This window comes from Mycobacterium sp., assembly GCF_032159765.1.
In the GTDB taxonomy this organism is placed as follows: Bacteria; Actinomycetota; Actinomycetes; order Mycobacteriales; family Mycobacteriaceae; genus Mycobacterium.
In genome coordinates, this window is sequence record NZ_JAVHWM010000131.1 from 1 (window position 1) to 21217 (window position 21217).

19 protein-coding genes, 1 tRNA gene and 1 pseudogene are annotated in these 21217 nt (G+C 67.1%); 7 read left to right on the forward strand and 14 right to left on the reverse strand.

Annotated features, from left to right (window positions below):
- Positions 1-130: 130 nt before the first annotated feature.
- Positions 131-215: transfer RNA gene (locus tag QOH60_RS14635), tRNA-Leu, on the reverse strand.
- Positions 216-352: 137 nt separating this feature from the next.
- On the opposite strand from QOH60_RS14635, the gene QOH60_RS14640 reads away from it, so the two are divergent.
- The gene (locus QOH60_RS14640; RefSeq protein WP_526421510.1) at positions 353-730 is read left to right on the forward strand and encodes a hypothetical protein; all 378 of its coding nucleotides are present in this window, start codon (positions 353-355) and stop codon (positions 728-730) included.
- Positions 727-1056 (forward strand): annotated as a pseudogene (locus QOH60_RS14645) (DUF3817 domain-containing protein); the annotation flags it as partial. The gene QOH60_RS14640 and the pseudogene QOH60_RS14645, both read left to right, overlap by 4 nt.
- On the opposite strand, the gene QOH60_RS14650 reads toward QOH60_RS14645, so the two are convergent.
- The 11 genes from QOH60_RS14650 to clpS all read right to left on the reverse strand — a co-directional run bounded on the left by QOH60_RS14650 (position 1037) and on the right by clpS (position 8388).
- Positions 1037-1603 carry a non-canonical purine NTP pyrophosphatase gene (locus QOH60_RS14650; RefSeq protein ID WP_526421560.1) on the reverse strand — a complete coding sequence of 189 codons (567 nt, stop codon included), beginning with the start codon at positions 1601-1603 and terminating at the stop codon, positions 1037-1039. The pseudogene QOH60_RS14645 and the gene QOH60_RS14650 sit on opposite strands and share 20 nt — an antisense overlap.
- A gap of 49 nt (positions 1604-1652) precedes the next feature.
- Positions 1653-2432 (reverse strand): ribonuclease PH, encoded by a 780-nt coding sequence (rph, locus tag QOH60_RS14655; protein WP_526421512.1) that lies wholly within the window; start codon positions 2430-2432, stop codon positions 1653-1655.
- Between the two features lie 9 nt (positions 2433-2441).
- On the reverse strand, positions 2442-3209 hold the full coding sequence (locus QOH60_RS14660; RefSeq protein ID WP_526421514.1) for a cyclic nucleotide-degrading phosphodiesterase: 768 nt from the start codon (positions 3207-3209) through the stop codon (positions 2442-2444).
- Between the two features lie 63 nt (positions 3210-3272).
- Entirely contained in the window at positions 3273-4094 is an 822-nt protein-coding gene (gene murI, locus QOH60_RS14665) for a glutamate racemase (RefSeq protein ID WP_526421516.1), read from the reverse strand.
- On the reverse strand, positions 4091-4750 hold the full coding sequence (locus QOH60_RS14670; protein ID WP_526421518.1) for a rhomboid family intramembrane serine protease: 660 nt from the start codon (positions 4748-4750) through the stop codon (positions 4091-4093). The genes murI and QOH60_RS14670 overlap by 4 nt, the downstream gene beginning before the upstream one ends.
- On the reverse strand, positions 4741-5703 hold the full coding sequence (locus QOH60_RS14675; RefSeq protein WP_526421520.1) for a cysteine synthase: 963 nt from the start codon (positions 5701-5703) through the stop codon (positions 4741-4743). The genes QOH60_RS14670 and QOH60_RS14675 overlap by 10 nt, the downstream gene beginning before the upstream one ends.
- Positions 5700-5975, reverse strand: coding sequence for a MoaD/ThiS family protein (locus tag QOH60_RS14680; protein ID WP_526421522.1), 276 nt, complete (start codon positions 5973-5975; stop codon positions 5700-5702). The genes QOH60_RS14675 and QOH60_RS14680 overlap by 4 nt, the downstream gene beginning before the upstream one ends.
- A gap of 2 nt (positions 5976-5977) precedes the next feature.
- Positions 5978-6412 carry a M67 family metallopeptidase gene (locus tag QOH60_RS14685; protein WP_526421524.1) on the reverse strand — a complete coding sequence of 145 codons (435 nt, stop codon included), beginning with the start codon at positions 6410-6412 and terminating at the stop codon, positions 5978-5980.
- A gap of 13 nt (positions 6413-6425) precedes the next feature.
- Positions 6426-7481, reverse strand: coding sequence for a P1 family peptidase (locus QOH60_RS14690; RefSeq protein WP_526421526.1), 1056 nt, complete (start codon positions 7479-7481; stop codon positions 6426-6428).
- On the reverse strand, positions 7478-8059 hold the full coding sequence (aosR, locus tag QOH60_RS14695) for an oxidative stress transcriptional regulator AosR (RefSeq protein WP_526421528.1): 582 nt from the start codon (positions 8057-8059) through the stop codon (positions 7478-7480). Before aosR ends, QOH60_RS14690 begins: the two co-directional genes overlap by 4 nt.
- 26 nt (positions 8060-8085) lie before the next feature.
- Positions 8086-8388 (reverse strand): ATP-dependent Clp protease adapter ClpS, encoded by a 303-nt coding sequence (clpS, locus tag QOH60_RS14700; RefSeq protein ID WP_526421530.1) that lies wholly within the window; start codon positions 8386-8388, stop codon positions 8086-8088.
- A gap of 142 nt (positions 8389-8530) precedes the next feature.
- On the opposite strand from clpS, the gene QOH60_RS14705 reads away from it, so the two are divergent.
- The 3 genes from QOH60_RS14705 to QOH60_RS14715 are packed head-to-tail and all read left to right on the forward strand — an operon-like array spanning position 8531 to position 13280.
- Positions 8531-9886: a nicotinate phosphoribosyltransferase gene (locus QOH60_RS14705; protein WP_526421562.1), complete on the forward strand. Its 1356-nt coding sequence runs from the start codon at positions 8531-8533 to the stop codon at positions 9884-9886.
- Complete coding sequence (locus QOH60_RS14710) at positions 9883-11856, forward strand: ATP-dependent DNA helicase (RefSeq protein WP_526421532.1); 1974 nt, start codon at positions 9883-9885, stop codon at positions 11854-11856. Before QOH60_RS14705 ends, QOH60_RS14710 begins: the two co-directional genes overlap by 4 nt.
- On the forward strand, positions 11853-13280 hold the full coding sequence (locus tag QOH60_RS14715; protein WP_526421534.1) for a neutral zinc metallopeptidase: 1428 nt from the start codon (positions 11853-11855) through the stop codon (positions 13278-13280). The genes QOH60_RS14710 and QOH60_RS14715 overlap by 4 nt, the downstream gene beginning before the upstream one ends.
- Before the next feature lie 92 nt (positions 13281-13372).
- Here QOH60_RS14715 and QOH60_RS14720 read toward each other — a convergent pair whose 3' ends face one another.
- Together QOH60_RS14720 and glgP are read right to left on the reverse strand one after the other, a co-directional pair.
- Positions 13373-14074 (reverse strand): MspA family porin, encoded by a 702-nt coding sequence (locus QOH60_RS14720; RefSeq protein ID WP_526421536.1) that lies wholly within the window; start codon positions 14072-14074, stop codon positions 13373-13375.
- A 58-nt stretch (positions 14075-14132) separates the two neighbouring features.
- Positions 14133-16733 (reverse strand): alpha-glucan family phosphorylase, encoded by a 2601-nt coding sequence (gene glgP, locus QOH60_RS14725; protein ID WP_526421538.1) that lies wholly within the window; start codon positions 16731-16733, stop codon positions 14133-14135.
- Positions 16734-16901: 168 nt separating this feature from the next.
- Between glgP and QOH60_RS14730 the strand changes: the two genes are divergently transcribed.
- On the forward strand, positions 16902-18977 hold the full coding sequence (locus QOH60_RS14730; RefSeq protein ID WP_526421540.1) for a maltotransferase domain-containing protein: 2076 nt from the start codon (positions 16902-16904) through the stop codon (positions 18975-18977).
- Between the two features lie 3 nt (positions 18978-18980).
- The gene (gene glgB / locus QOH60_RS14735; RefSeq protein ID WP_526421542.1) at positions 18981-21188 is read left to right on the forward strand and encodes a 1,4-alpha-glucan branching protein GlgB; all 2208 of its coding nucleotides are present in this window, start codon (positions 18981-18983) and stop codon (positions 21186-21188) included.
- The last annotated feature ends 29 nt before the right edge of the window (positions 21189-21217 follow it).

Consider the following 21217-nt stretch of genomic DNA (forward strand, 5'->3'; position numbering starts at 1 on the left):
GAGTCGTGACCACCGACGGCCAACTACTGCGAGAACTCCAACTCGATCCGACGAAAAACTACCAACCACAACCAAAACCGTGAACGATGTCCCAAGACACATGTGCACGATGTCCCGAGACATCACAAAGTGCGGGCGGAGGGACTCGAACCCTCACGCTCTTTCGAGCACGGGCACCTAAAGCCCGCATGTCTGCCTGATTTCATCACGCCCGCAAGCGTGCAAATCCTACCTGGCGAAAGCTTCTCGCTCGCCAGTCTGAATCCTCTGCGGCGACACGCCGTGGGCGATCGCACAGATTTCAGATTCGCGGCACGTAACGGGCCTAAACGCTGAGCGGTACCGTCGATGCATGTCCACGACGCGACGTAGGAGGCCAGCGCTCATCGTGCTGGTCATCGTCGCGGCGTTGACCTGCATCGCTTTGGGCTGGTGGCAGTGGCAACGCTACGAGTCGGCAACGGGTACAGGCCAGAACCTCGGCTATGCACTGCAGTGGCCGGTATTCGCGGCCTTCGTCGTGTACGCGTACCGCAAGTTCGTCCGCTACGAGGAAGAGCCGCCTCAGCTGCACGACCCGAATGCGGTCACCGAGATCCCCGAGGGGTTGCTGCCCGAACGCCCAAGACCCGCGCTCGAAAAACCCGACGATCCCGCCCTCGCCGAGTACAACGCCTACCTCGCAGAGCTCTCCAAGTCTGACAACAAACACGACAGGACTGCTTCATGACGCAAACCACCTCCGATACCAACCGAATCCGGGCCGCGCTGACCCGCTACCGCGTGATGGCGTGGGTCACCGGTATCTGGTTGATCGCGCTCTGCGTGGAGATGGTGCTGAAGTACATCGTCAAGGTTGACTGGCCGATCAATTGGATTCCCCAGGTGCACGGCGTGATCTACATCGTTTACTTGCTCGCCACTTTGGACCTCGCCGTGAAAGTCCGCTGGAACGCGTGGACCACACTCGGCACCCTGCTCGCGGGCACCATCCCGCTGCTCGGCATCATTCTCGAGCACTTCCGCACCAAACAGGTCAAGGAGCAGTTCGGCCTGTCAACTCCCGCAGCGCCGGAAGCAGCTGCGCCAGCGCCCGACCGCGGTGCGACAGAAAGTCCTTCTCCTCCCCAGTGAGCTGCGCAGCGCTGCACGCCAACCCGTCCGGGATGAACAGCGGGTCGTAGCCAAACCCGCCGTCACCCGAAGGTTCCCGGGCGATCCTGCCGGGCCAGCGGCCCCGCACCACCACTTCACCGCCGTCCCACACCAACGCACTCGCCGACACAAACGCGGCCGCTCGCCGCAAGTCGGGCACATCGCGAAGCTGCGCCAGCAGCAAGGCATTGTTGGCGCCGTCGTCGCCGTGCGACCCGGCCCACCGTGCCGACAGCACACCCGGCATCCCGTTGAGCGCATCGACTTCCAGCCCCGAGTCATCGGCTACCGACGGCAAGCCCGTGGCCGCGAACGCATCACGGGCCTTGCTCAACGCGTTGTCCTCGAACGTCGCTGCGGTCTCCGGCGCCTCGTCGAAGGGCTCGACGTCGAACAGCGACACCAGCGAAATACCGGACAGCCCCGCGGCATCGAGCACCCGCCGCATCTCGGCCAGCTTCTTGCGATTACGACTGGCCACCAGCAGCCGGATCACCTCAGCTGCCGAACGCCTTCTTCGGTGGCGGACCCTCGGGCAGCACACCCGGATACGGCTCGTCCAACGCGGCCCGCTGAATCTCGAACAGCTTCTCGGTCGCGCCCAACGCCGCGTCGAGCAGCTTGTCCAGCGTCGAGCGCGGGAACGTCGCGCCCTCGCCGGTGCCCTGGACTTCCACCAACGTCCCGGTGTCGGTGGCGACGACGTTCATGTCGACCTCCGCACGCGCGTCCTCCTCGTAAGGCAGGTCCACGCGCACCCGGCCGTCGACCACGCCCACACTGACGGCGGAGATCATGCACGAAAGCGGTCGCGGGTCAGTCAGTTTGCCTGCCGCCGAGAGGTACGTGACCGCGTCGGCAAGCGCAACGTAGGCGCCGGTGATCGCGGCCGTGCGGGTGCCGCCGTCGGCCTGCAACACGTCGCAGTCGATGGCGATCGTGTTCTCCCCCAACGCCCCCAGGTCGATGCACGCGCGCAGCGACCGCCCAACCAGCCTGCTGATCTCCTGGGTGCGCCCACCGGGGCGGCCCTTCACCGACTCCCGGTCGGAGCGCTCGTGCGTGGCCGCGGGCAGCATCGCGTACTCGGCGGTCAGCCAGCCCTGCCCACTGCCCTTGCGCCACCGGGGCACACCGTCGGTGACGCTGGCGGTGCACATCACGCGGGTGCCGCCGAACTCGACTAGCACCGAGCCGGCCGGATGAGATGTGAATCCGCGGGTGATCGTCACTGGCCGCAGCTCGTCGTCGAGGCGGCCGTCCTCTCGACTGGACATCCGTCAACCCTAGTGGGTGACGTCGAACGTCTCCTGGCACACCACGGCACGCACGGGGCCGTCGAATTCGGCCTTGGCCTCGGTGATGACGTCCTCGCGCGACGTCCACGGCGGAATGTGCGTCAACAGCAACTCCCCGACATGCGCGCGCTGCGCGATCTGCCCCGCCTCGGTGCCGGACAAGTGCAGATGTTCGGGACGCTTGCCCGGCGCGTGGGTCCACGAGGCCTCACACAAGAACACGTCGGCGCCCTGAGCCAAATCGACGACCGCGTCGCACACTCCGGTATCGCCGCTGAACGTCAGCACCGCCCCGGACGCGTCCGTGATGCGCATCCCGTACGCCTCGGTCGGATGCGCCACCGACCGTGGCAGAACCCGCACCGAGCCGAACTCGACCTCTTCTCCGTCGGTCCAGTGGCGCACGTCGAAGATGTCCGAGAAATCGTCGAGCTCCCCACCGAACGGCGAGGAGGCCTGAGCGAGCCGCGCCCAGGTGTCGCTGGGTCCGTACATCATCGCCTTGCCGACGGCCGGGATCGGGTGATAGCGCCGCCACACGAACAGCGACGGCAGGTCGATGCAGTGGTCGGCGTGCAGATGACTGAGAAGGACGTGCACACCGTTGGGGTCGGCGTGTCGCTGCAGCGACCCGAGTACGCCGTTGCCGAAGTCGAGAACCAACGACGGTGCGCCCGGCGCCGTTAGCAAGTAACCAGACGCCGGCGAATCCGGTCCGGTAACGCTGCCCGAACACCCCAGCACGGTGACTCGCACAGCCCTAGCTTGCCACGTCGAAGTTGCCGTTGACGAAGAGTCGGCGCATTGCCGTGCGCGGCCTCATGACTGGGCGCCGGCGTGACGCCGGACGGGTCGCACACCGTCGAGCGCGGGTCCGAGAAACCGTGATGCCAGCCGGGTGAAGGCATCCGGATCACCCGTGGCTTCGAAGGCCCGGGTGGCTCGCGGCGCGTCGTGCGGCCGCAGCGCATCCAGCTCGGTGAGCACTCGCAGAAGGTCCTTCGCGGTCTCCTCGGCGCTGGACACCAGCGTCACCGCCTCACCCATCGCCAGCTGGATCAACCCCGACAGCAGCGGGTAGTGCGTGCACCCAAGCACCAAGGTGTCGACCCCAGCACGCTGCATGGGCTCCAGATACCCCTCGGCCAGCCCGAGGACCTGACGTCCGCTGGTTACTCCGCGCTCGACGAAGTCCACGAACCGCGGACACGCCACCGCGGTGATCTCGACGTCCCTGGCAGCCGCGAAGGAGTCCTGATACGCACCCGAGCCGATGGTCGCCTCGGTGCCGATGACGCCGATGCGGCCGTTGCGCGTGGTGGCCACGGCGCGCCGCACGGCGGGCAGGATCACCTCCACGACGGGCACGCCGTAGCGTTCCCTCGCATCCCGCAGGCACGCCGACGACGCGGTGTTGCATGCGATCACCAACGCCTTCACGCCCCGGCCGACGAGGTCGTCGCCGATGGCCAGCGCATGCGCACGTACCTCGGGAATGGTCAGCGGACCGTACGGGCCGTTGGCGGTATCGCCGACGTAGATGATGTCCTCGTCGGGCAGCTGATCGATGATCGCGCGCGCGACAGTCAGCCCGCCGACACCGGAATCGAAGATGCCGACGGGAGCGTGCCTGTTGGTCACGACGTCAGCGATGGCGGTGCTGACTTCGCTCGGCGCAGTTCGCGTCGCTTGCGCTGCGGGGTGGACAGCGTGTACGCCGCCAGGACGCCGGCGACCACCCCGCACAGATGGCCCTGCCATGAGACGTGCGGTCCGACCAAGAAGGGAAAGACACCCAACAAAAGTGTGCCGTAGTAGAGGAACACCACGACTCCGACGGCGATCTGCCAGAAGGTGCGGGTGAAGAACCCGAACACGATCAAAAACGTGAGGTATCCCATGATCAGGCCCGATGCGCCGATCACCGGCCCGCTGGGCGCGATGAGCCAGGTGCCGAACCCGCCGACGATCCAGATGATCGCGGTGGCCGTGACAAACCGCGTCGCGCCGAGCAGCGTCATGAGGAACCCGAGGATCAGCAGCGGAACCGTGTTGGCGATCAGGTGGCCCCAGCCTCCGTGTAGGAAGGGCGCCCAGATGATGCCCATCAGCCCGTCGGCCTGACGCGGGTAGATGCCGTAAAGGTCCAGCCGCTGGCCCATGCCGTGGTCGATGGCCTCGATGACGTACAGCAGGCCGACAAACGACAGCACGGTGATGCCGCCCGTCACGTACACCGGCCGGGGCCGTCGCGCGGGTTCCTTCGCCGGCAAACCGGCCGGCTCAATCATGCCCATAGCTGCCCTTCCAGAGCGTCTTCCGCTTCGTCCAGGCTACCGGCGTACGCGCCCGTCGACAGATACTTCCATCCGGCGTCGGCGACCACGAAGGCGATGTCCGCGCGCTCACCGGCCTTGACGGCTTTGGCCGCCATGCCCAGTGCTGCGTGCAGCACCGCGCCCGTGGAGATGCCCGCGAAGATGCCCTCCTGCGCCACCAGCTCGCGCGTGCGGCGCACGGCCTCGAAGGAGCCGACCGAGTAGCGGGTCGTGAGCACGTCGGGGTCGTACAACTCGGGGACGAAGCCCTCGTCGATGTTGCGCAGCGCATACACGCCTTCGCCGTAGCGCGGCTCGGCGGCCACGATCTGGATGCCTTCGACGCGCTCACGCAGAAATCGTCCGGTGCCCATCAGCGTGCCCGTGGTGCCGAGACCGGCAACGAAATGGGTGATCTCGGGCAGGTCGGCGAGCAACTCGGGGCCGGTGCCGTCATAGTGCGCGGCGCTGTTCGACGGGTTGCCGTACTGGTAGAGCATCACCCAGGACGGGTTCTGCGCGGCCAGCTCTTTCGCGCGCGCGACAGCGGTGTTGGAGCCGCCCTCGGCGGGCGAGTCGATGATCCGCGCGCCGTACAGCTCGAGAAGCTGACGCCGTTCGATTGAGGTGTTCTCCGGCATCACGCAGATCATGGTGTAGCCCTTGATCTTCGCGGCCATCGCGAGCGATATCCCGGTGTTGCCGCTCGTCGGTTCCAGGATCGTCGCGCCAGGCGTCAGCAGCCCGTCGCGCTCGGCGTCCTCGATCATCCGCAGCGCCGGGCGGTCCTTGATGGAGCCCGTGGGGTTGCGGTCTTCGAGCTTGGCCCACAACCGCACGTGCGGCTGGCCGTCCCATTGCGGCGAGAGCCGCTGCAGCCCGACCAGCGGCGTGTTGCCGAGGGCCTGCAGCAGAGAGTCGTAGCGGCTCATCGCCCGCCGGCGACGGCGGGCAGGATCGTCACCGTGTCGCCGTCGTTGATCTCGGTGGCCAGCCCGCCGGAGAACCGCACATCCTCGTCGTTCACGTAGATGTTGACGAACCGGTGCAGCTTGCCGTTATCGACGAGCCGCTCTGTGATGCCGGAGTAGTTGGCCTCCAAGTCGGAGATCACGGCCTCGAGCGTGTCGCCGGTCGCGCTGACCCGCTTCTCGCCGCCGGTGTGTGTCCGCAGGATGGTCGGTATCGAGACGCTGACGGTCATGCTCACTCTCCCTTGGGAACGCTGTCGTAGTCCTCGACGACGGTCACCGGCTCCTCGGTGACGACGCCGTCGACGATGCGGTAACTGCGTAACTCATGACGCTCGGGGTCGCGGGTGGACACCAGCACGTAGTGGGCGTCGGGCTCGGCCGCATACGACACGTCGGTGCGGCTCGGGTACGCCTCGGTGGCGGTGTGGGAGTGGTAGATGACGACCGGAGCCTCATCTGCCCCGTCCATTTCGCGCCACACTTTGAGCTGTTCACCCGAGTCGAACCGGTAGAAGGTCGGCGACCGCTCCGCATTCAGCATCGGGATGTGGCGCTGCGGCCGGTCCGTGCCGTCGGGCCCGGCGATCACCCCGCACGCTTCGTCCGGGTGATCGGCCCTGGCGTGCGCCACCATGGCGTCGACCAGGTCGGCGCGGATCACGAGCACGTCGGACTCCCTTTCACGCGAATGCCCCGGGCAACACGTCACGATAAGTCGGTATTCCGGCGACCGTGCTCGCCGAGATCACCGCCGACACGACCGCACGGGCCAGGCAATCGGCGGCGGCGGCGCCGACCGCACCAGTGACGTCGGCCTCGGCCGACATCGAAGCCGCCAGCTTACCGGTGGGCGGCACCTCGACCGCGCCCGTGGCCAGGACGAACACACAGTCGCCGTCGAGCGGCGAGTGCGATGGGCGGATTGCTCGCGCGAAACCGTCGGCCGCCATGATCGCGACCCGGCGACACGACGCCTTCTCCAGCGCCGCATCGGTGGCGACGACCCCGATCGTGCTGTTGAACGCCTGCGCGTAGCGGTCCCGCTCGGCGGCAAGCTCGGCGAACGCGGCCACCTGCGCCGGCGGCGGCGTCTTGAGGCCGAGTTCGGCAGACAGAAACGTGGTCCACGGCAGGCCGGTGGCGGGGTCGATCACGTCGCCGACGCAGTTGACCACCACCAGCGCCCCGACGGTGACGCCGGAATCCAGCACGGTGGATGCCGTCCCGATGCCGCCCTTCAGCACGCCGGCACGCGCGCCGGTCCCGGCGCCGACCGACCCGAGCGCCGCCTCCCGTCCGGCGTCGCGCGCGGCGGAGTACCCGAAGTCAGCCGTGGGGCGGCATCCGAAGTCGCCCACCGCGAGGTCGAAGATGACCGCCCCCGGCACGATCGGCACGACCTCTTCTCCCACCCCGTCGTCCATCACCACGCCGCGGCGGTGCTCCTCCAGCCACCGCATGAGACCGTCCGCGGCGGCCAAGCCGTAGGCGCTGCCACCGGTCAGCAGAATCGCGTCGACGTGGCGCACGGTGTTGGCGGGGTCGAGGAGGTCGGTCTCACGCGTTCCGGGCGCGCCACCGCGGACTTCGACAGCGGCCACCGTGCCTGGGGGCGTCAGCACCACGGTGGTGCCGGTGGCCCATCCCGAACTCTCGGTGACAACGTCGTCGAGGCGATGGTGGTGACCGACCATGATGCCGCCGACGTCGGTGATCGCGCCCGTGACCGCCCTCACCTGCCGTCCATCAGCGCCAGCACCAGGTACTCCTGCATCACCGTCAGCCATTGGTAGACGTCGAGATGGCCGGCCATCGGGTGTCCGTCGTCGAGTTGCTCGGGACCGCTCGGGCCGATCCCGAGCATCGTGCCTAGCGCGAGCCTGATGTCGTTGATCGAGGCGACCCACGCGTTGGCGTCGTCGCGGTCCAACTCGAAACGGCCGCCGCCAGCCGGCATGGTGTGCAGCAGTCGCTCACCGGCTTCGCGTTTCGCCTCGATGATCGCTGGTTCGTGGAGGCTGCGCAGCGCTCCGTTGAGGCTTTCCGCGGTGGCTGACCCAGCGGGGTGGCTATGCTCGGACCGGAAGAAGTCGGGAAGCAACCGGCGCATGGTCGCGTCCTCCGGCCGTTGCGGATTACCTGCCCTGATACCGGTGATCTGTTCCAATTCGTCTGCCGGAGAAGATGTTTGGCGGTCGTCGAGCATCTCCAGCATCGAGGTGACCAAGCTTTTCAGCATCGAGGCTTCGTGTGCGGCCAACGACGAACGAAATCGCGCGCCGCCAGCAGAGTCGACACGCTTCCATTTGCGCACTAGAACAATCCGTCTTCCTGTGCTGGTCAGCGGTCCTGCCGCAGCGTGGCCCACAGCCCGGCCGCGTGAAGCTTGCAGACGTCGGTCTCCATGTTCTCGCGACTGCCCGCCGACACCACCGCTTTGCCCTCGTTGTGAACCTGAAGCATCAGCTTGGTGGCATGCGTTTCGGTGTAACCGAACAGCTTCTGGAACACGTAGGTCACGTAGGTCATCAGATTCACGGGGTCGTCCCACACGATCGTGACCCATGGCACGTCCACGGAGTCGAGAACTTCGGCGTCGACCTCCTCGCGAGTCCCCGGGCGGGTCCGCGCTGGCGTAACCATGCAATAAGGATACCGACGGCAACCGACGGCCTTTCTCCTGTCCGCCGGCACCCGTAAAGCCGATACGGTTACCGGTGTGAGCACACGTGCGGGGTCCTTCGAGCCGGCGACCGCGCTGCTGACCGACAAGTACGAGCTGACGATGCTGTCCGCGGCTCTGCGTGACGGCACAGCACACCGCAAAGCCACCTTCGAGCTGTTCGCCCGGCGGTTGCCGAACGGGCGGCGATACGGCGTGGTCGCTGGCACCGCGAGGTTCGTGGAAGCGTTGGCGTCGTTCGAGTTTGACGGGGACGCACTCGGTTCGGTACGCGGTTTCTTGGACCCTGACACCGTCGCCTACCTCGCCCGATATCGCTTCCGCGGAGACGTCGACGGCTACCCCGAGGGAGAGTTGTACTTCCCCGGGTCGCCAGTGCTGACCGTGCGGGGCACCTTTGCCGAGTGCGTCCTGCTGGAAACGCTGGCTCTGTCAATGCTCAACCACGACAGCGCAATCGCGTCCGCCGCGGCCCGCATGGTCACCGCTGCGGACGGCCGGCCTCTCATCGAGATGGGTTCCCGGCGCACCCACGAGCAGGCCGCGGTCGCGGCGGCCCGAGCTGCCTACATCGCCGGGTTCGCCGGATCCTCGAACCTCGCGGCCCAGTGCCGTTACGGCGTCCCGGCGCTGGGTACCAGCGCCCACGCATTCACGTTGCTGCACACCACGGCTGACGGCAAGCCCGACGAGTGCGCGGCGTTTCGCGCGCAGGTGGAGGCCCTTGGCGTCAACACGACGCTGCTGGTTGACACCTACGACATCACGACGGGGGTGAGCAACGCCGTGTCGGTCGCCGGAAGGGGGCTGGGCGGTGTGCGCATCGACTCGGGCGATCTCGGCGTGCTGGCGCGGCAGGTCCGGCGTCAACTCGACGATCTCGGGGCCACGCACACCCGCATCGTCGTGTCGGGCGATCTCGACGAGTTCGCCATCGCCGCACTGCGCGTCGAACCCGTAGACAGCTACGGCGTCGGCACCTCGGTGGTCACCGGCTCGGGGGCGCCAACGGCGCAGATGGTCTACAAGCTCGTCGAGGTCGACGGACTGCCCGTCGAAAAGCGCAGCAGCCACAAGGAATCTCGCGGTGGATACAAGCAGGCGTTACGGCTGGCCCGGTCCACAGGAACCGTTCTCGAGGAGGTCGTCCATCCCGCCGGGGATCCACCCGCCACCGAGGTTGATGCTCTTCGCGCAAGCGGCTCATCGACGCTTAATGCTCTTCGCGCAAGCGGCTCATCGACCATGGCGGGCCGCGTGCTGACCGTGCCGCTGGTTCGTGGCGGCGAGCCGGTCCTCGACGAGGACCTTGCAGACATGCGCGCACGAACGGCCGCCGGACTCAAAAGCCTTCCGTGGGAAGGGCTGAAACTGTCTACCGGCGAGCCGGCCATCCCCACCCGGATGGTGTCGGCCGCGGATCGCGACGAGGAGGGGTCACGCCGGCCACCGCAGTGACCGACCTGCTGGCCACTGCCGTCGACGCGCTCGGCGGCAGCAGGCGCAGCGGCCAGGTCGCGATGGCAGAAGCGGTGGCGCAGGCGTTCGACACCGGTGAGCACCTGGCCGTTCAGGCGGGCACCGGCACCGGCAAGTCGCTGGCTTACCTGGTTCCTGCCATCGCCCGGGCGGTCGAAACCGATTGTGCCGTCGTCGTTTCCACCGCGACGATTGCGCTGCAGCGTCAGCTCGTCGAGCGGGATCTTCCCCGGCTGGCCGATTCACTGGAAGGCTCGCTGCCGCGCCGTCCGCGCTTCGCCATCCTCAAGGGCCGCGGTAACTACCTGTGCCTTAACAAGATTCACAACGGCTCGGCGGCTGATCCCGACGGCGCCGAAAGCACCGAGGCCCTCTTCGAGCCGACCGCATCCACGTCGCTCGGCCGGGACGTACAACGGCTGACCACGTGGGCGTCGACCACCGGCACCGGCGACCGCGACGAACTGGCTCCAGGTGTGCCGGATCGGTCCTGGTCCCAGGTCAGTGTCTCGGCACGGGAATGCCTCGGCGTGGCCCGATGCCCGTTCGGCGCCGAGTGCTTCGCGGAGAAAGCCAGGGCGGTGGCGGGCCATGCCGATATCGTCGTGACCAACCATGCGTTGCTGGCCATCGACGCGCTGTCCGACGCGCCCGTGCTTCCGGAGCACGACCTGTTGGTGATCGACGAAGCACACGAACTCGCCGACAGAGTGACTAGCGTTGCCACACAGGAGCTTTCGTCGACACCATTGGCGGTTGCCGCCCGGCGTATCGGTCGCCTGGTGGAAACTGAACTCGTCGACCGGCTCGACTCAGCGGCCACCGCGTTCACCTCGGCGATCCGGGACATGGCGGCGGGCAGGATCGACCACCTCGACGATGGACTCGCCACCCACCTCGCGGCCCTGCGCGACGCGGCCAATGCCGCGCGCCGCGCGATCCCGACAGCGACCACCGACGCTCGGGCCAACGGCACACGGACGGAGGCGATCGCCGCGCTCGACGAGATCGCCGAGACCTGCTCACGGGTGCTCGAGTCGTTTCACCTCGCGATTGCCGATCGCACCGACATCGTCTGGATCACCAGGGACGACAACCGTGGTCACGTGTATCTGCGTGTCGCACCTCTGTCGGTCGCGGCGCTGCTGCGTGGCGGATTATTCAGCCGCGCCACTGCTGTGCTGACGTCGGCCACGCTGACTCCCGGTGGCTCGTTCGACGCGGTGGCCTCCGAATGGGGACTCACCGCAACTGATTCCGACGAACCTCGGTGGCGTGGCATCGACGTGGGATCTCCGTTCTCGCATGCGAAATCGGGGATCCTGTACGTCGCGCGCCACCTGCCGCCGCCCGGCAGAGACGGCGCGGGCAGCGCCGAGCAGCTCGCCGAGATCGCGGCACTGATCGGCGCCGCCGGCGGACGCACGCTCGGCCTGTTCTCGTCGATGCGCGCGGCCGTCGCCGCCGCCGAGGAAATGCGCGAACGGCTGGATACCCCCGTGCTCTGCCAGGGCGACGACGCCACTGCCGCACTCGTGCAGCAATTCGCGGACGAGCCCGAAACGTCTCTGTTCGGCACGCTTTCGCTGTGGCAGGGTGTCGACGTTCCCGGCCCCTCGCTGTCGCTGGTGATCATCGACAGAATTCCGTTCCCGCGGCCCGACGATCCGTTGATGGCCGCGCGCCAACGGGCGGTGAGTGCCCGCGGCGGCAACGGCTTCATGGCCGTCGCCGCCACCCACGCCGCTCTTCTGCTCGCGCAGGGTTCAGGGCGGCTGCTGCGGCGTGTCGACGACAGGGGCGTCGTTGCCGTCCTCGACTCCAGGATGGCCACTGCGCGGTATGGAGGATATCTGCGAAACTCGTTGCCGCCGTACTGGCTTACCACCGATCGAGACACCGTTCTTGGTGCGCTCGACCGCCTGACCAAGGCGGAAACGCAGCGATGAGACGCGTCGTGGCGGCGGCGTGCATCGTGGCTATGCTGGTCAGTGGTTGTAGCCGGCTAGTGGACGGCAAAGCCGTCTCGGTTTTCACCGACCCGTTCCAGGTGGCAGGACTCCCGGTAACCGACGGGCCGTCGGGACTGAGGCCCGACGCGATCCCGCCCACCCGGAAGGTGAGCAACGACAACAAGAATCGGGAGAGCGTACTCGCCGGCCAGGCCGTCAGCGACATCGAGGACTTCTGGAAGGATGGCTACCAGTCGCTGCACGGGCAATACCAGCCCGTGGCCGCCGCGGTCGCGTGGAACTCCACCGACGACGAGGGCGGAGCGTTCTGCCGCAACCAGACGTACGGGCTCGTCAACGCGATGTACTGCTGGGATGACAACACCATCGGCTGGGACCGCGGACAATTGTTGCCGACTCTGCGAAGTACCTTCGGAGACATGGCTATTCCTCTAGTACTCAGTCACGAATACGGGCACGCGATCCAGCGCTGGGCCGGACTCGCCGATCTGAACACGCCGTCGCTGGTGGCCGAGCAGCAGGCCGACTGCTTCGCGGGCGTGTACATGCGGTGGGTTGCCGAAGGCGATTCGCACCGGTTCACTCTGAACACCGGTGACGGGCTCAACAGCGTGCTGGCAACAGTGATTTCGACGCGCGATCAGCTGCAGATCGCGGGCAGCCCTGAGGCCGGCGCGGCAGAGCACGGCTCGGCGTTCGAGCGGATCTCGGCGTTCCAGATGGGCTTCACCGACGGGGCCGCCGCTTGCGCGGGTATCGACGCGAATGAGGTTGACCAGCGCCGCGGCGACCTCCCGGTGGCGCTGATGCAGAATTCAACGGGCGACTGGCCGGTCAGCAGCGAATCGGTGACAGCGATCGTCGACGCGATGAATCAGACGTTCTCCCCGGCCAATCCGCCCATCCTGCGGTTCGACGCGGCACAAGCCGCGTCCTGCCCTGATGCGCGAGCAAGCCCGCCGACGTCGTACTGTCCGGCGACGAACACGATCGCCGTGGACCTGCAAGCGCTCGCAGAAATGGGCACGCCGACAGGCAGGCAAGGTCGCTTCGTGCTTCCTGTCGGCGACAACACCGCCTACTCGGTGCTGGTGTCGCGCTACGTCCAGGTGCTCGCGAAGCAGCGCGGCCTTGTGCTCGACTCCGCCGCCGCTGCCCTGCGCACCGCGTGCCTCACCGGCGTCGCCACGACGGCGATGTCGAAGCAGATACGTGTGGACGGCGAAACCGTGGCGCTCGCGGCGGGCGATCTGGACGAGGCCGTCTCGGGGATGCTCACCAACGGCCGGGCGGCGAGCGACGTGAACGGCGCCTCGGTACCCTCCGGCTTTTCGCGTATCGACGCCTTTCGCACCGGAGTGCTCGGCGACGAAAGCCGCTGCGTGCAGCGCTTCCCCTAATCGCCTCCGCGCCGAAAGTGACGCTACGCAGAGGAAGTGCGAGGCGGATTCATACGGTAACTTTCGTTCGAACTCACGGCTTCCAGGCCTCCTCAGACAGCCTTGGTCACGCCCATCCACTGCAGGATGGCGTCCGACTGCTTGGTCTTGTGGGTCATCGTCGCGAATGCGCGGATGAACGATTGACCGACGCAGCCGTCGATCTTGACCTGGAAGTTGGAGATCATCACCCACGGCTTGTTGCCCTCGAACTCCAGCTTGTCCACCGGGACGATGTTGACGTAGCCGGGCTTCAGCGCGACGGCGATGCCGCCGCTCACCGGGAACGACAGGATCGGCAGGAATCCGGTCGGCGCGCCGAGGAACGGGCCTGTGGTGCCCAGCGACGTCGTCATGCCCGCCGACCCCGTCAGCGTGACGCCGTTGGATGTGCTCATGTCGATGCCGCAGCCGATCTGATAGCCGACCTCCAGGATTCCCTTGCCCTCGCCGGATCCTTCGAGTTGGCCCATGAACGTCCCGCCCACCAAGTAGGCGCGCGACGACAGCGCGGTGGTCAGAGGCGGGACCGGCAACACCATCTCGTCCTTCGACGAGATGGTGAGCGTCCAGCCGTCTGGTGTCCGAGTGGTTGACGGAGGCGCCGACGGCATCCGCCCGTCGTCAGCGGGCGGTCCGGGAGCTGCATCGGTTCCTGGTGGGACGTCAGGACCTGGCTCGGCGATCGCCTGCGGGGCCAACAACGCCCATGAAAGCAGGCAAGCCAGCACCGTCACGGCGCGACGCATCACCATGCGAGGAAGCTTGACACACGTGCCCGCGCGGCCGACCGGGAACTCGACGACTGCGAGCTCACGCGAGCGTGACGAGACCCAACTCGCTGTCGCCGGCCAGCAGCGGGTTGTGCGGGAGCACGCGGACCGTGTATCCCACCGAGCCCGCGACGGGCAGCGGTGTGGTGGTCGCGAAGACCTCGTCGCCGCTGTCGGCCGTGCCGGTGTGCGCCATCGTCACGCTGACCGGCTCGAGCAACGTGTCATTCGCGTCGACGCGGCCGACCGAGGCCTGCACGGTCACCTGGTCGGGTGACAGGCCGGCCAGGTGCACCATCGCCGTCAGTGTCATCTCCGAGCCGAGGATCGGGGTGTCCGGCAGCCCCGCGCTGTCGACCTCGGTGATCTGGATCTTCTGCCAGCCGTCGAAGACCTGTTGCCGGAACTCGGCGAGCCGGCGTGCCGTCGCGAACTCGTCGCCGTCCACCGGTGTGAGCGTGCGTTGCCGCGATTCCGCTGCGGGCGCGTAGTAGCGCTCCGTGTAGTCACGAACCATCCTCGACGCCAGCACTTTCGGGCCGAGCACCTGCAACGTGTGGCGCACCATCTCGACCCATCGCCGCGGAATGGCCGCCGAGTCGCGTTCGTAGAACTTCGGCGCCACAGTCGATTCGAGAAGGCTGTAGAGGGCCGCGGCTTCGAGATCATCGCGCCGCTCGTCGGACACGCCGTCGGCAGTCGGTATCTCCCAACCGTTTTCGCCGTCGTACCACTCATCCCACCAGCCGTCGCGGATCGAGAGATTCAGCCCCCCGTTCAGCGCGCTCTTCATGCCGGACGTGCCGCACGCCTCCAATGGCCGCAACGGGTTGTTCAGCCACACATCGCATCCCCAGTACAGCAGCCGGGCCATCGACATGTCGTAGTCGGGAAGGAACGCGATCCGGTGCCGGACGTCCGGCCGGTCGGCGAACCTGACGACCTGCTGGATCAGCGCCTTGCCGCCATCGTCGGCGGGGTGTGACTTGCCGGCCACGATCAGCTGGATCGGCCGCTCCTTGTCTAACAGCAGGCGTTGCAGCCGGTCGGGGTCGCGCAGCATCAGCGTCAGCCGCTTGTAGGTGGGTACCCGGCGGGCGAACCCGATCGTCAACACGCCTGGATCGAAAGCGTCTGCGATCCAACCTAATTCCGCTTCCGGGGCACCGCGCTCGTGCCACGACATCCGCAGCCGTCGCCGGACGTCGTTGACGAGCAGCTCACGCAGTTGGCAGCGGATCCACCACAGGTGGCCGGGTTCCACCTGCTGAAGGCGCTCCCAGGTGGCCGGTTCGCTGAGCGAATCGGAACCGGCAAGCTCGCGCCCCAACTCCAGCCATTGAGGCGCCGCCCACGTGGGCGCATGCACGCCGTTGGTGATCGACCCGATCGGCACCTCCTCGGGGTCGAACCCAGGCCACAGCTCGTTGAACATCTCCCGGCTCACCCGGCCGTGCAACAGCGAGACGCCATTGGCCCGCTGTGCCAGCCGAAGACCCATGTGCGCCATGTTGAACTTCGTCGCGTCGTCCTCGGCGCCCAGCGCGACGATCCGGTCCAGCGGCACGCCGGGGACCAGCAGCGAGCTCTTCGTGCCCTGCGCGCCGCCGAAGTAGTGGCGCACCATCTCCACCGGGAAGCGGTCGATGCCCGCAGGCACCGGCGTGTGCGTCGTGAACACCGTGCTGGACCGCACGACCGTCAGCGCGGTGTCGAAATCCAGCCCTGGATCGGTCATCAGCTCCCTGATGCGCTCCAGGCCAAGGAACCCCGCGTGGCCCTCGTTCATGTGGAACACCTCGGGCTCGCCGATGTCCTCGATCGCGGTGAAAGCGCGGATCGCCCGCACGCCGCCGACGCCGGCGAGGATCTCCTGCTTGATGCGGTGATCCTGGTCACCTCCGTACAGCCGGTCGGTCACGCTGCGCAGATCGTGTTCGTTCTCGGGGATGTCGGAATCAAGGAGCAGCAACGGGATTCGGCCTACCTGCGCCACCCAGACCCGCGCGAAGAGCTGATGGTCGTCGGGCAGCACCAGCGACACCAGCGCAGGTTCGCCGGCCGCCGACGTCAACAGCCTCAGCGGCAATCCCTGGGGATCGATCGACGGGTAGGTCTCCTGCTGCCAGCCGTCGGCGGTCAGCGATTGTCGGAAATACCCGGACCGGTAGTACAGGCCGACGCCGATCAACGGCACACCGAGGTCCGAGGCGGCCTTGAGATGGTCACCGGCGAGAATGCCGAGGCCTCCGGAGTAGTTCGGAAGCACCTCGGATACGCCGAACTCCATCGAGAAGTAGGCGATTCGCGTCGGCGGAGACGTCCCCAGAGACCCGTCGGCGACCCGCTCCTGGTACCACAGCGGGCGCGTCAGATAGTCCCGCAAATCGTCGGCCAGGCGGTCCAGCCGTTCGAGGAACTGCTGATGCACGGCAAGCTCGTCCAGGCGCTGCGGCGTCACCGCGCCCAGCAGCGCGACCGGATCGGCGCTGCAACGCTCCCACAGCGCCGGATCGATCGACGCGAACAGGTCCTGAGTGGGCTTGTCCCATGACCATCGCAGGTTGACCGACAGCTGTTCCAAGGCGGCCAACCGGTCAGGGAGATGAGCACGGACCGTGAACCGACGCAGTGCCTTCACGCGGCATTACCTTACGCAGAAATCGCCAGCGTGCAGTCCCAACAATCCCCGGGCAAATGGCGCTTCGGCATGCCCGCGTTTGGGACCGACACTACGGTGGGAATGAGTCTGAGAACGGCAGCAGAGACCAAAGAGCGCGACGCATGCCGCGCATCGAAGGAGTGATCCGTGCCCGGGCGTATTGGCATCGACGACGTGCAACCGGTCGTCTCTTGCGGAAGGTATCCCGCCAAGGCGGTCGTGGGCGAGATCGTGCCCGTCAGCGCGACGGTCTGGCGCGAGGGCCATGACGCGGTGGCCGCGACGCTGGTCGTGCGCTACATGGGCGTGGGGTATCCACCGCTGTCCAGCTCCGCGGGCCGCACGATCGCGGCCACACCCGGCGCGGCCACTACGCGGGCGCCGCGGGTCAAGCCGATGCTGATCCCGATGTCGCTGGGCGTAGAGCCGGACGTCTTCCACAGCCAGTTCACGCCGGACGGTGTCGGGCTGTGGACGTTCCGGGTCGACGGCTGGGGTGACCCGATCGCGACGTGGCTGCGTGGGATCACCGCGAAACTCGAGGCGGGCCAGAGCGAGCCCGAGCTGACCAACGACCTGTTGATCGGCGCGAAACTGTTCGACCGCGCCGCGACGGGTCTGCCGCGTAAACTGCGTGACCCGCTGCTGGAGGCTGCGGCGGCGCTGCGCAAGCCCGGAGAACCGTCGACGCGCGTCGGCGCCGCGACCACTGACGAGGTCATCGAACTGCTGGCGCAGTACCCGTTGCGGGAGCTGCTGACCCGCGGGGACCAGTACGGCGTGTGGGTGGACCGGCCGCTGGCGCGGTTCGGCTCGTGGTACGAGATGTTCCCCCGGTCGACGGGCGGGCGCGACGGCACCGGCAAGCCGGTGCACGGCACGTTCGCCACCGCGGCCGAGGAGCTGCCGCGGATCGCGAAGATGGGCTTCGACGTTGTCTACCTACCGCCCATCCATCCGATCGGGAAAGTGCATCGCAAGGGCCGCAACAACTCGGTCACCGCGACGCCCGGCGACGTCGGGTCGCCGTGGGCGATCGGCAGCGACGAGGGCGGCCACGACGCTGTGCATCCCGATCTGGGCACCATCGAGGACTTCGACATCTTCGTCGACGAGGTGCGCAATCACGGGATGGAGGTGGCGCTGGATCTTGCGTTGCAGTGCGCACCCGACCACCCGTGGGCTCGTGAGCACCCCGAGTGGTTCACGGTGCTGCCCGACGGCACGATCGCCTACGCGGAGAACCCGCCGAAGAAGTACCAGGACATCTATCCGATCAACTTCGACAACGAGCCTGACGGGTTGTACTCCGAAGTGCTGCGGGTGGTCCTGCACTGGGTCGAGCACGGCGTCAAGATCTTTCGGGTCGACAATCCGCACACCAAACCGCCGAACTTCTGGGCCTGGCTGATCGAGCAGGTCAAGAACGTCGACCCGGATGTGCTGTTCCTGGCCGAGGCGTTCACCCGCCCGGCCCGGCTCTACGGCCTCGCCAAGCTGGGATTCACCCAGTCCTACACCTACTTCACGTGGCGAACGGCCAAGTGGGAGCTCACCGAGTTCGGCAGCCAAATCGCCCAGCACGCCGACTGCGCCCGGCCGAACCTGTTCGTCAACACGCCGGACATCCTGCACGAGACACTGCAGACGGGGGGCCCGGGCATGTTCGCCATCCGTGCGGTGCTCGCGTCGACCATGAGCCCGGCATGGGGCGTGTACTCGGGCTACGAACTCTTCGAGCACCGCGCGGTCCGCGAGGGCAGCGAGGAGTACCTGGACTCGGAGAAATACCAGCTGCGACCGCGCGACTTCGAGACCGCGCTCAAGCGCGGCGATTCCCTCGAGCCGTTCATTGCCCGGCTCAACGAGCTGCGACGGGTTCATCCCGCGCTTCGCCAGCTGCGCACGATCCATTTCCACCACGTCGACAACGACGCAGTCATGGCGTACAGCAAGTTCGACCCGTCGACTGGCGACGCCGTGCTGGTGGTCGTGACGCTGAACCCGTTCCTGCCCGAGGAGGCGACGTTGTGGTTGGACCTGCCAGCTCTGGGTATGAACTGGTACGAGCGGTTCTGGGTCCGCGATGAGGTCACGGGCGAGGAATATCACTGGGGACAGTCCAACTACATCCGCCTCGACCCGGCCAAGGCTGTCGCGCACATTCTGAATCTGCCGCTGGTGCCCGAGGATGCGCGCCTAAAGCTACTGCGCAGGGAGTGACGAATGACTCAATCGAAGCAAGTCGGCAGCGATCATCTCGCGCCGAGCGACGCGGACCTCGACCGGCTGCTGGCCGGTGAGCACCATGACCCGCACAGCATCCTGGGCGCCCATGAATACGGTGATCACACGGTGATCCGGGCGTACCGCCCGCATGCGGTCGACGTCGTCGCCCTCGTGGGCGCCGAGCGGTTCCCGCTGCAACACGTCGCAGGCGGGCTGTTCGCGGTGGCGCTGCCGTTCGTCAACCTCGTCGACTACCGGTTGGAGGTGAGCTATCCCGGGGCCAACGGGACCGTCTACCCGCACACGGTCGCCGACGCCTACCGCTTCCTGCCCACGCTCGGCGAGATGGACGTGCACCTTTTCAGCGAGGGCCGCCACGAGCGGCTGTGGGAAATTCTCGGTGCGCATCCGCGCACCTACCACACCCCCGACGGCGAGGTCGACGGAGTCTCGTTCGCGGTGTGGGCGCCCAACGCCAGGGGGGTCAGCCTGGTCGGCGAGTTCAATCACTGGGACGGCAACGAGGCCCCGATGCGGGTGATGGGCTCGTCAGGGGTCTGGGAGCTGTTCTGGCCGGGCTTTCCCGAGGGCGGGTTGTACAAGTTCCGGGTGCACGGCGCCGATAATGTGGTCACCGACCGCGCCGATCCCTTCGCATTCGCCACCGAGGTGCCGCCGCAGACCGCGTCCAAAGTGACGTTGAGCCGCTATGAATGGCGCGACCAGGAATGGATGTCCCGGCGCGCTGGGACCAATCCCGTGTTCGCGCCGATGAGCACCTATGAGGTGCACCTGGCGTCCTGGCGGCCGGGCCTGTCCTACCGCCAGCTGGCCGACCAACTGACTGAATACGTTGTGGCACAGGGCTACACCCATGTCGAGATGCTGCCGGTGGCAGAGCACCCGTTCGGCGGATCGTGGGGCTACCAGGTCACGTCGTACTACGCGCCGACGTCGCGGCTGGGCGCCCCAGACGACTTCCGCTACCTGGTGGACGCCCTGCACCAGGCGGGGATTGGCGTGATCGTGGACTGGGTGCCCGCCCACTTCCCGAAGGACTCGTGGGCGCTGGGCCGCTTCGACGGGACTGCGCTCTACGAGCACTCCGACCCTCGCCGCGGTGAACAACTCGACTGGGGCACATATGTTTTCGACTTCGGACGACCGGAGGTCCGCAACTTCCTCGTCGCCAACGCGCTGTACTGGCTCGAGCAGTACCACATCGACGGCCTGCGCGTCGATGCCGTCGCCTCGATGCTGTACCTCGACTACTCGCGCCCGGAAGGCGGCTGGACGCCGAACATCTACGGCGGCCGCGAGAACCTCGAGGCCGTGCAGTTCCTGCAGGAGATGAACGCCACCGTGCACAAGGCGGCCCCTGGCATCGTCACCATCGCCGAGGAGTCGACGTCATGGCCCGGGGTCAGCCGCCCGACTAGCCTTGGCGGTCTTGGCTTTTCGATGAAGTGGAACATGGGCTGGATGAACGACACGCTGGACTACATCAGCCGCGATCCCATCCACCGCTCCTACCACCACCACGAGATGACGTTTTCGCTGCTGTACGCGTTCAGCGAGAATTTCGTGCTGCCCGTCAGCCACGACGAGGTGGTGCACGGCAAGGGCACACTGTGGAGCCGGATGCCGGGCAACGATCACATGAAGGCCGCCGGGCTGCGTAGCCTGCTGGCATACCAGTGGGCGCACCCCGGCAAGCAGCTGCTGTTCATGGGGCAGGACTTCGGCCAGCGCGCCGAATGGTCCGAAGAGCGCGGCCTCGACTGGTTCCAGCTCGACGAGGGCGGCTTCTCCAACGGCATTCTGCGATTCGTGCACGACATCAATGCGATCTACCGGGACAGTTCAGCACTCTGGTCGCGCGACAGCAGCCCCGAGGGCTATTCGTGGATCGACGCGAACGACTCGGCGAACAACGTCCTGAGCTTCCTGCGTTTCGGCAGCGACGGCTCGGTGATGGCGTGCGTGTTCAACTTCTCCGGCAGCGAGCACAGCCGCTACCGGCTCGGTTTGCCAAGAGCAGGACGCTGGCGCGAGGTGCTCAACACCGACGCCGACATCTACAACGGCGCCGGGGTGGGCAACTTCGGTGCGGTGGAGGCGCTCGACGAGCCGTGGCACGGCAGGCCGGCCTCGGCGACGATGGTGCTGCCGCCGCTCTCGGCGCTCTGGCTGGCACCGGAGTAACTCGGTCGCGCGCGATGTCGGAAAACCGC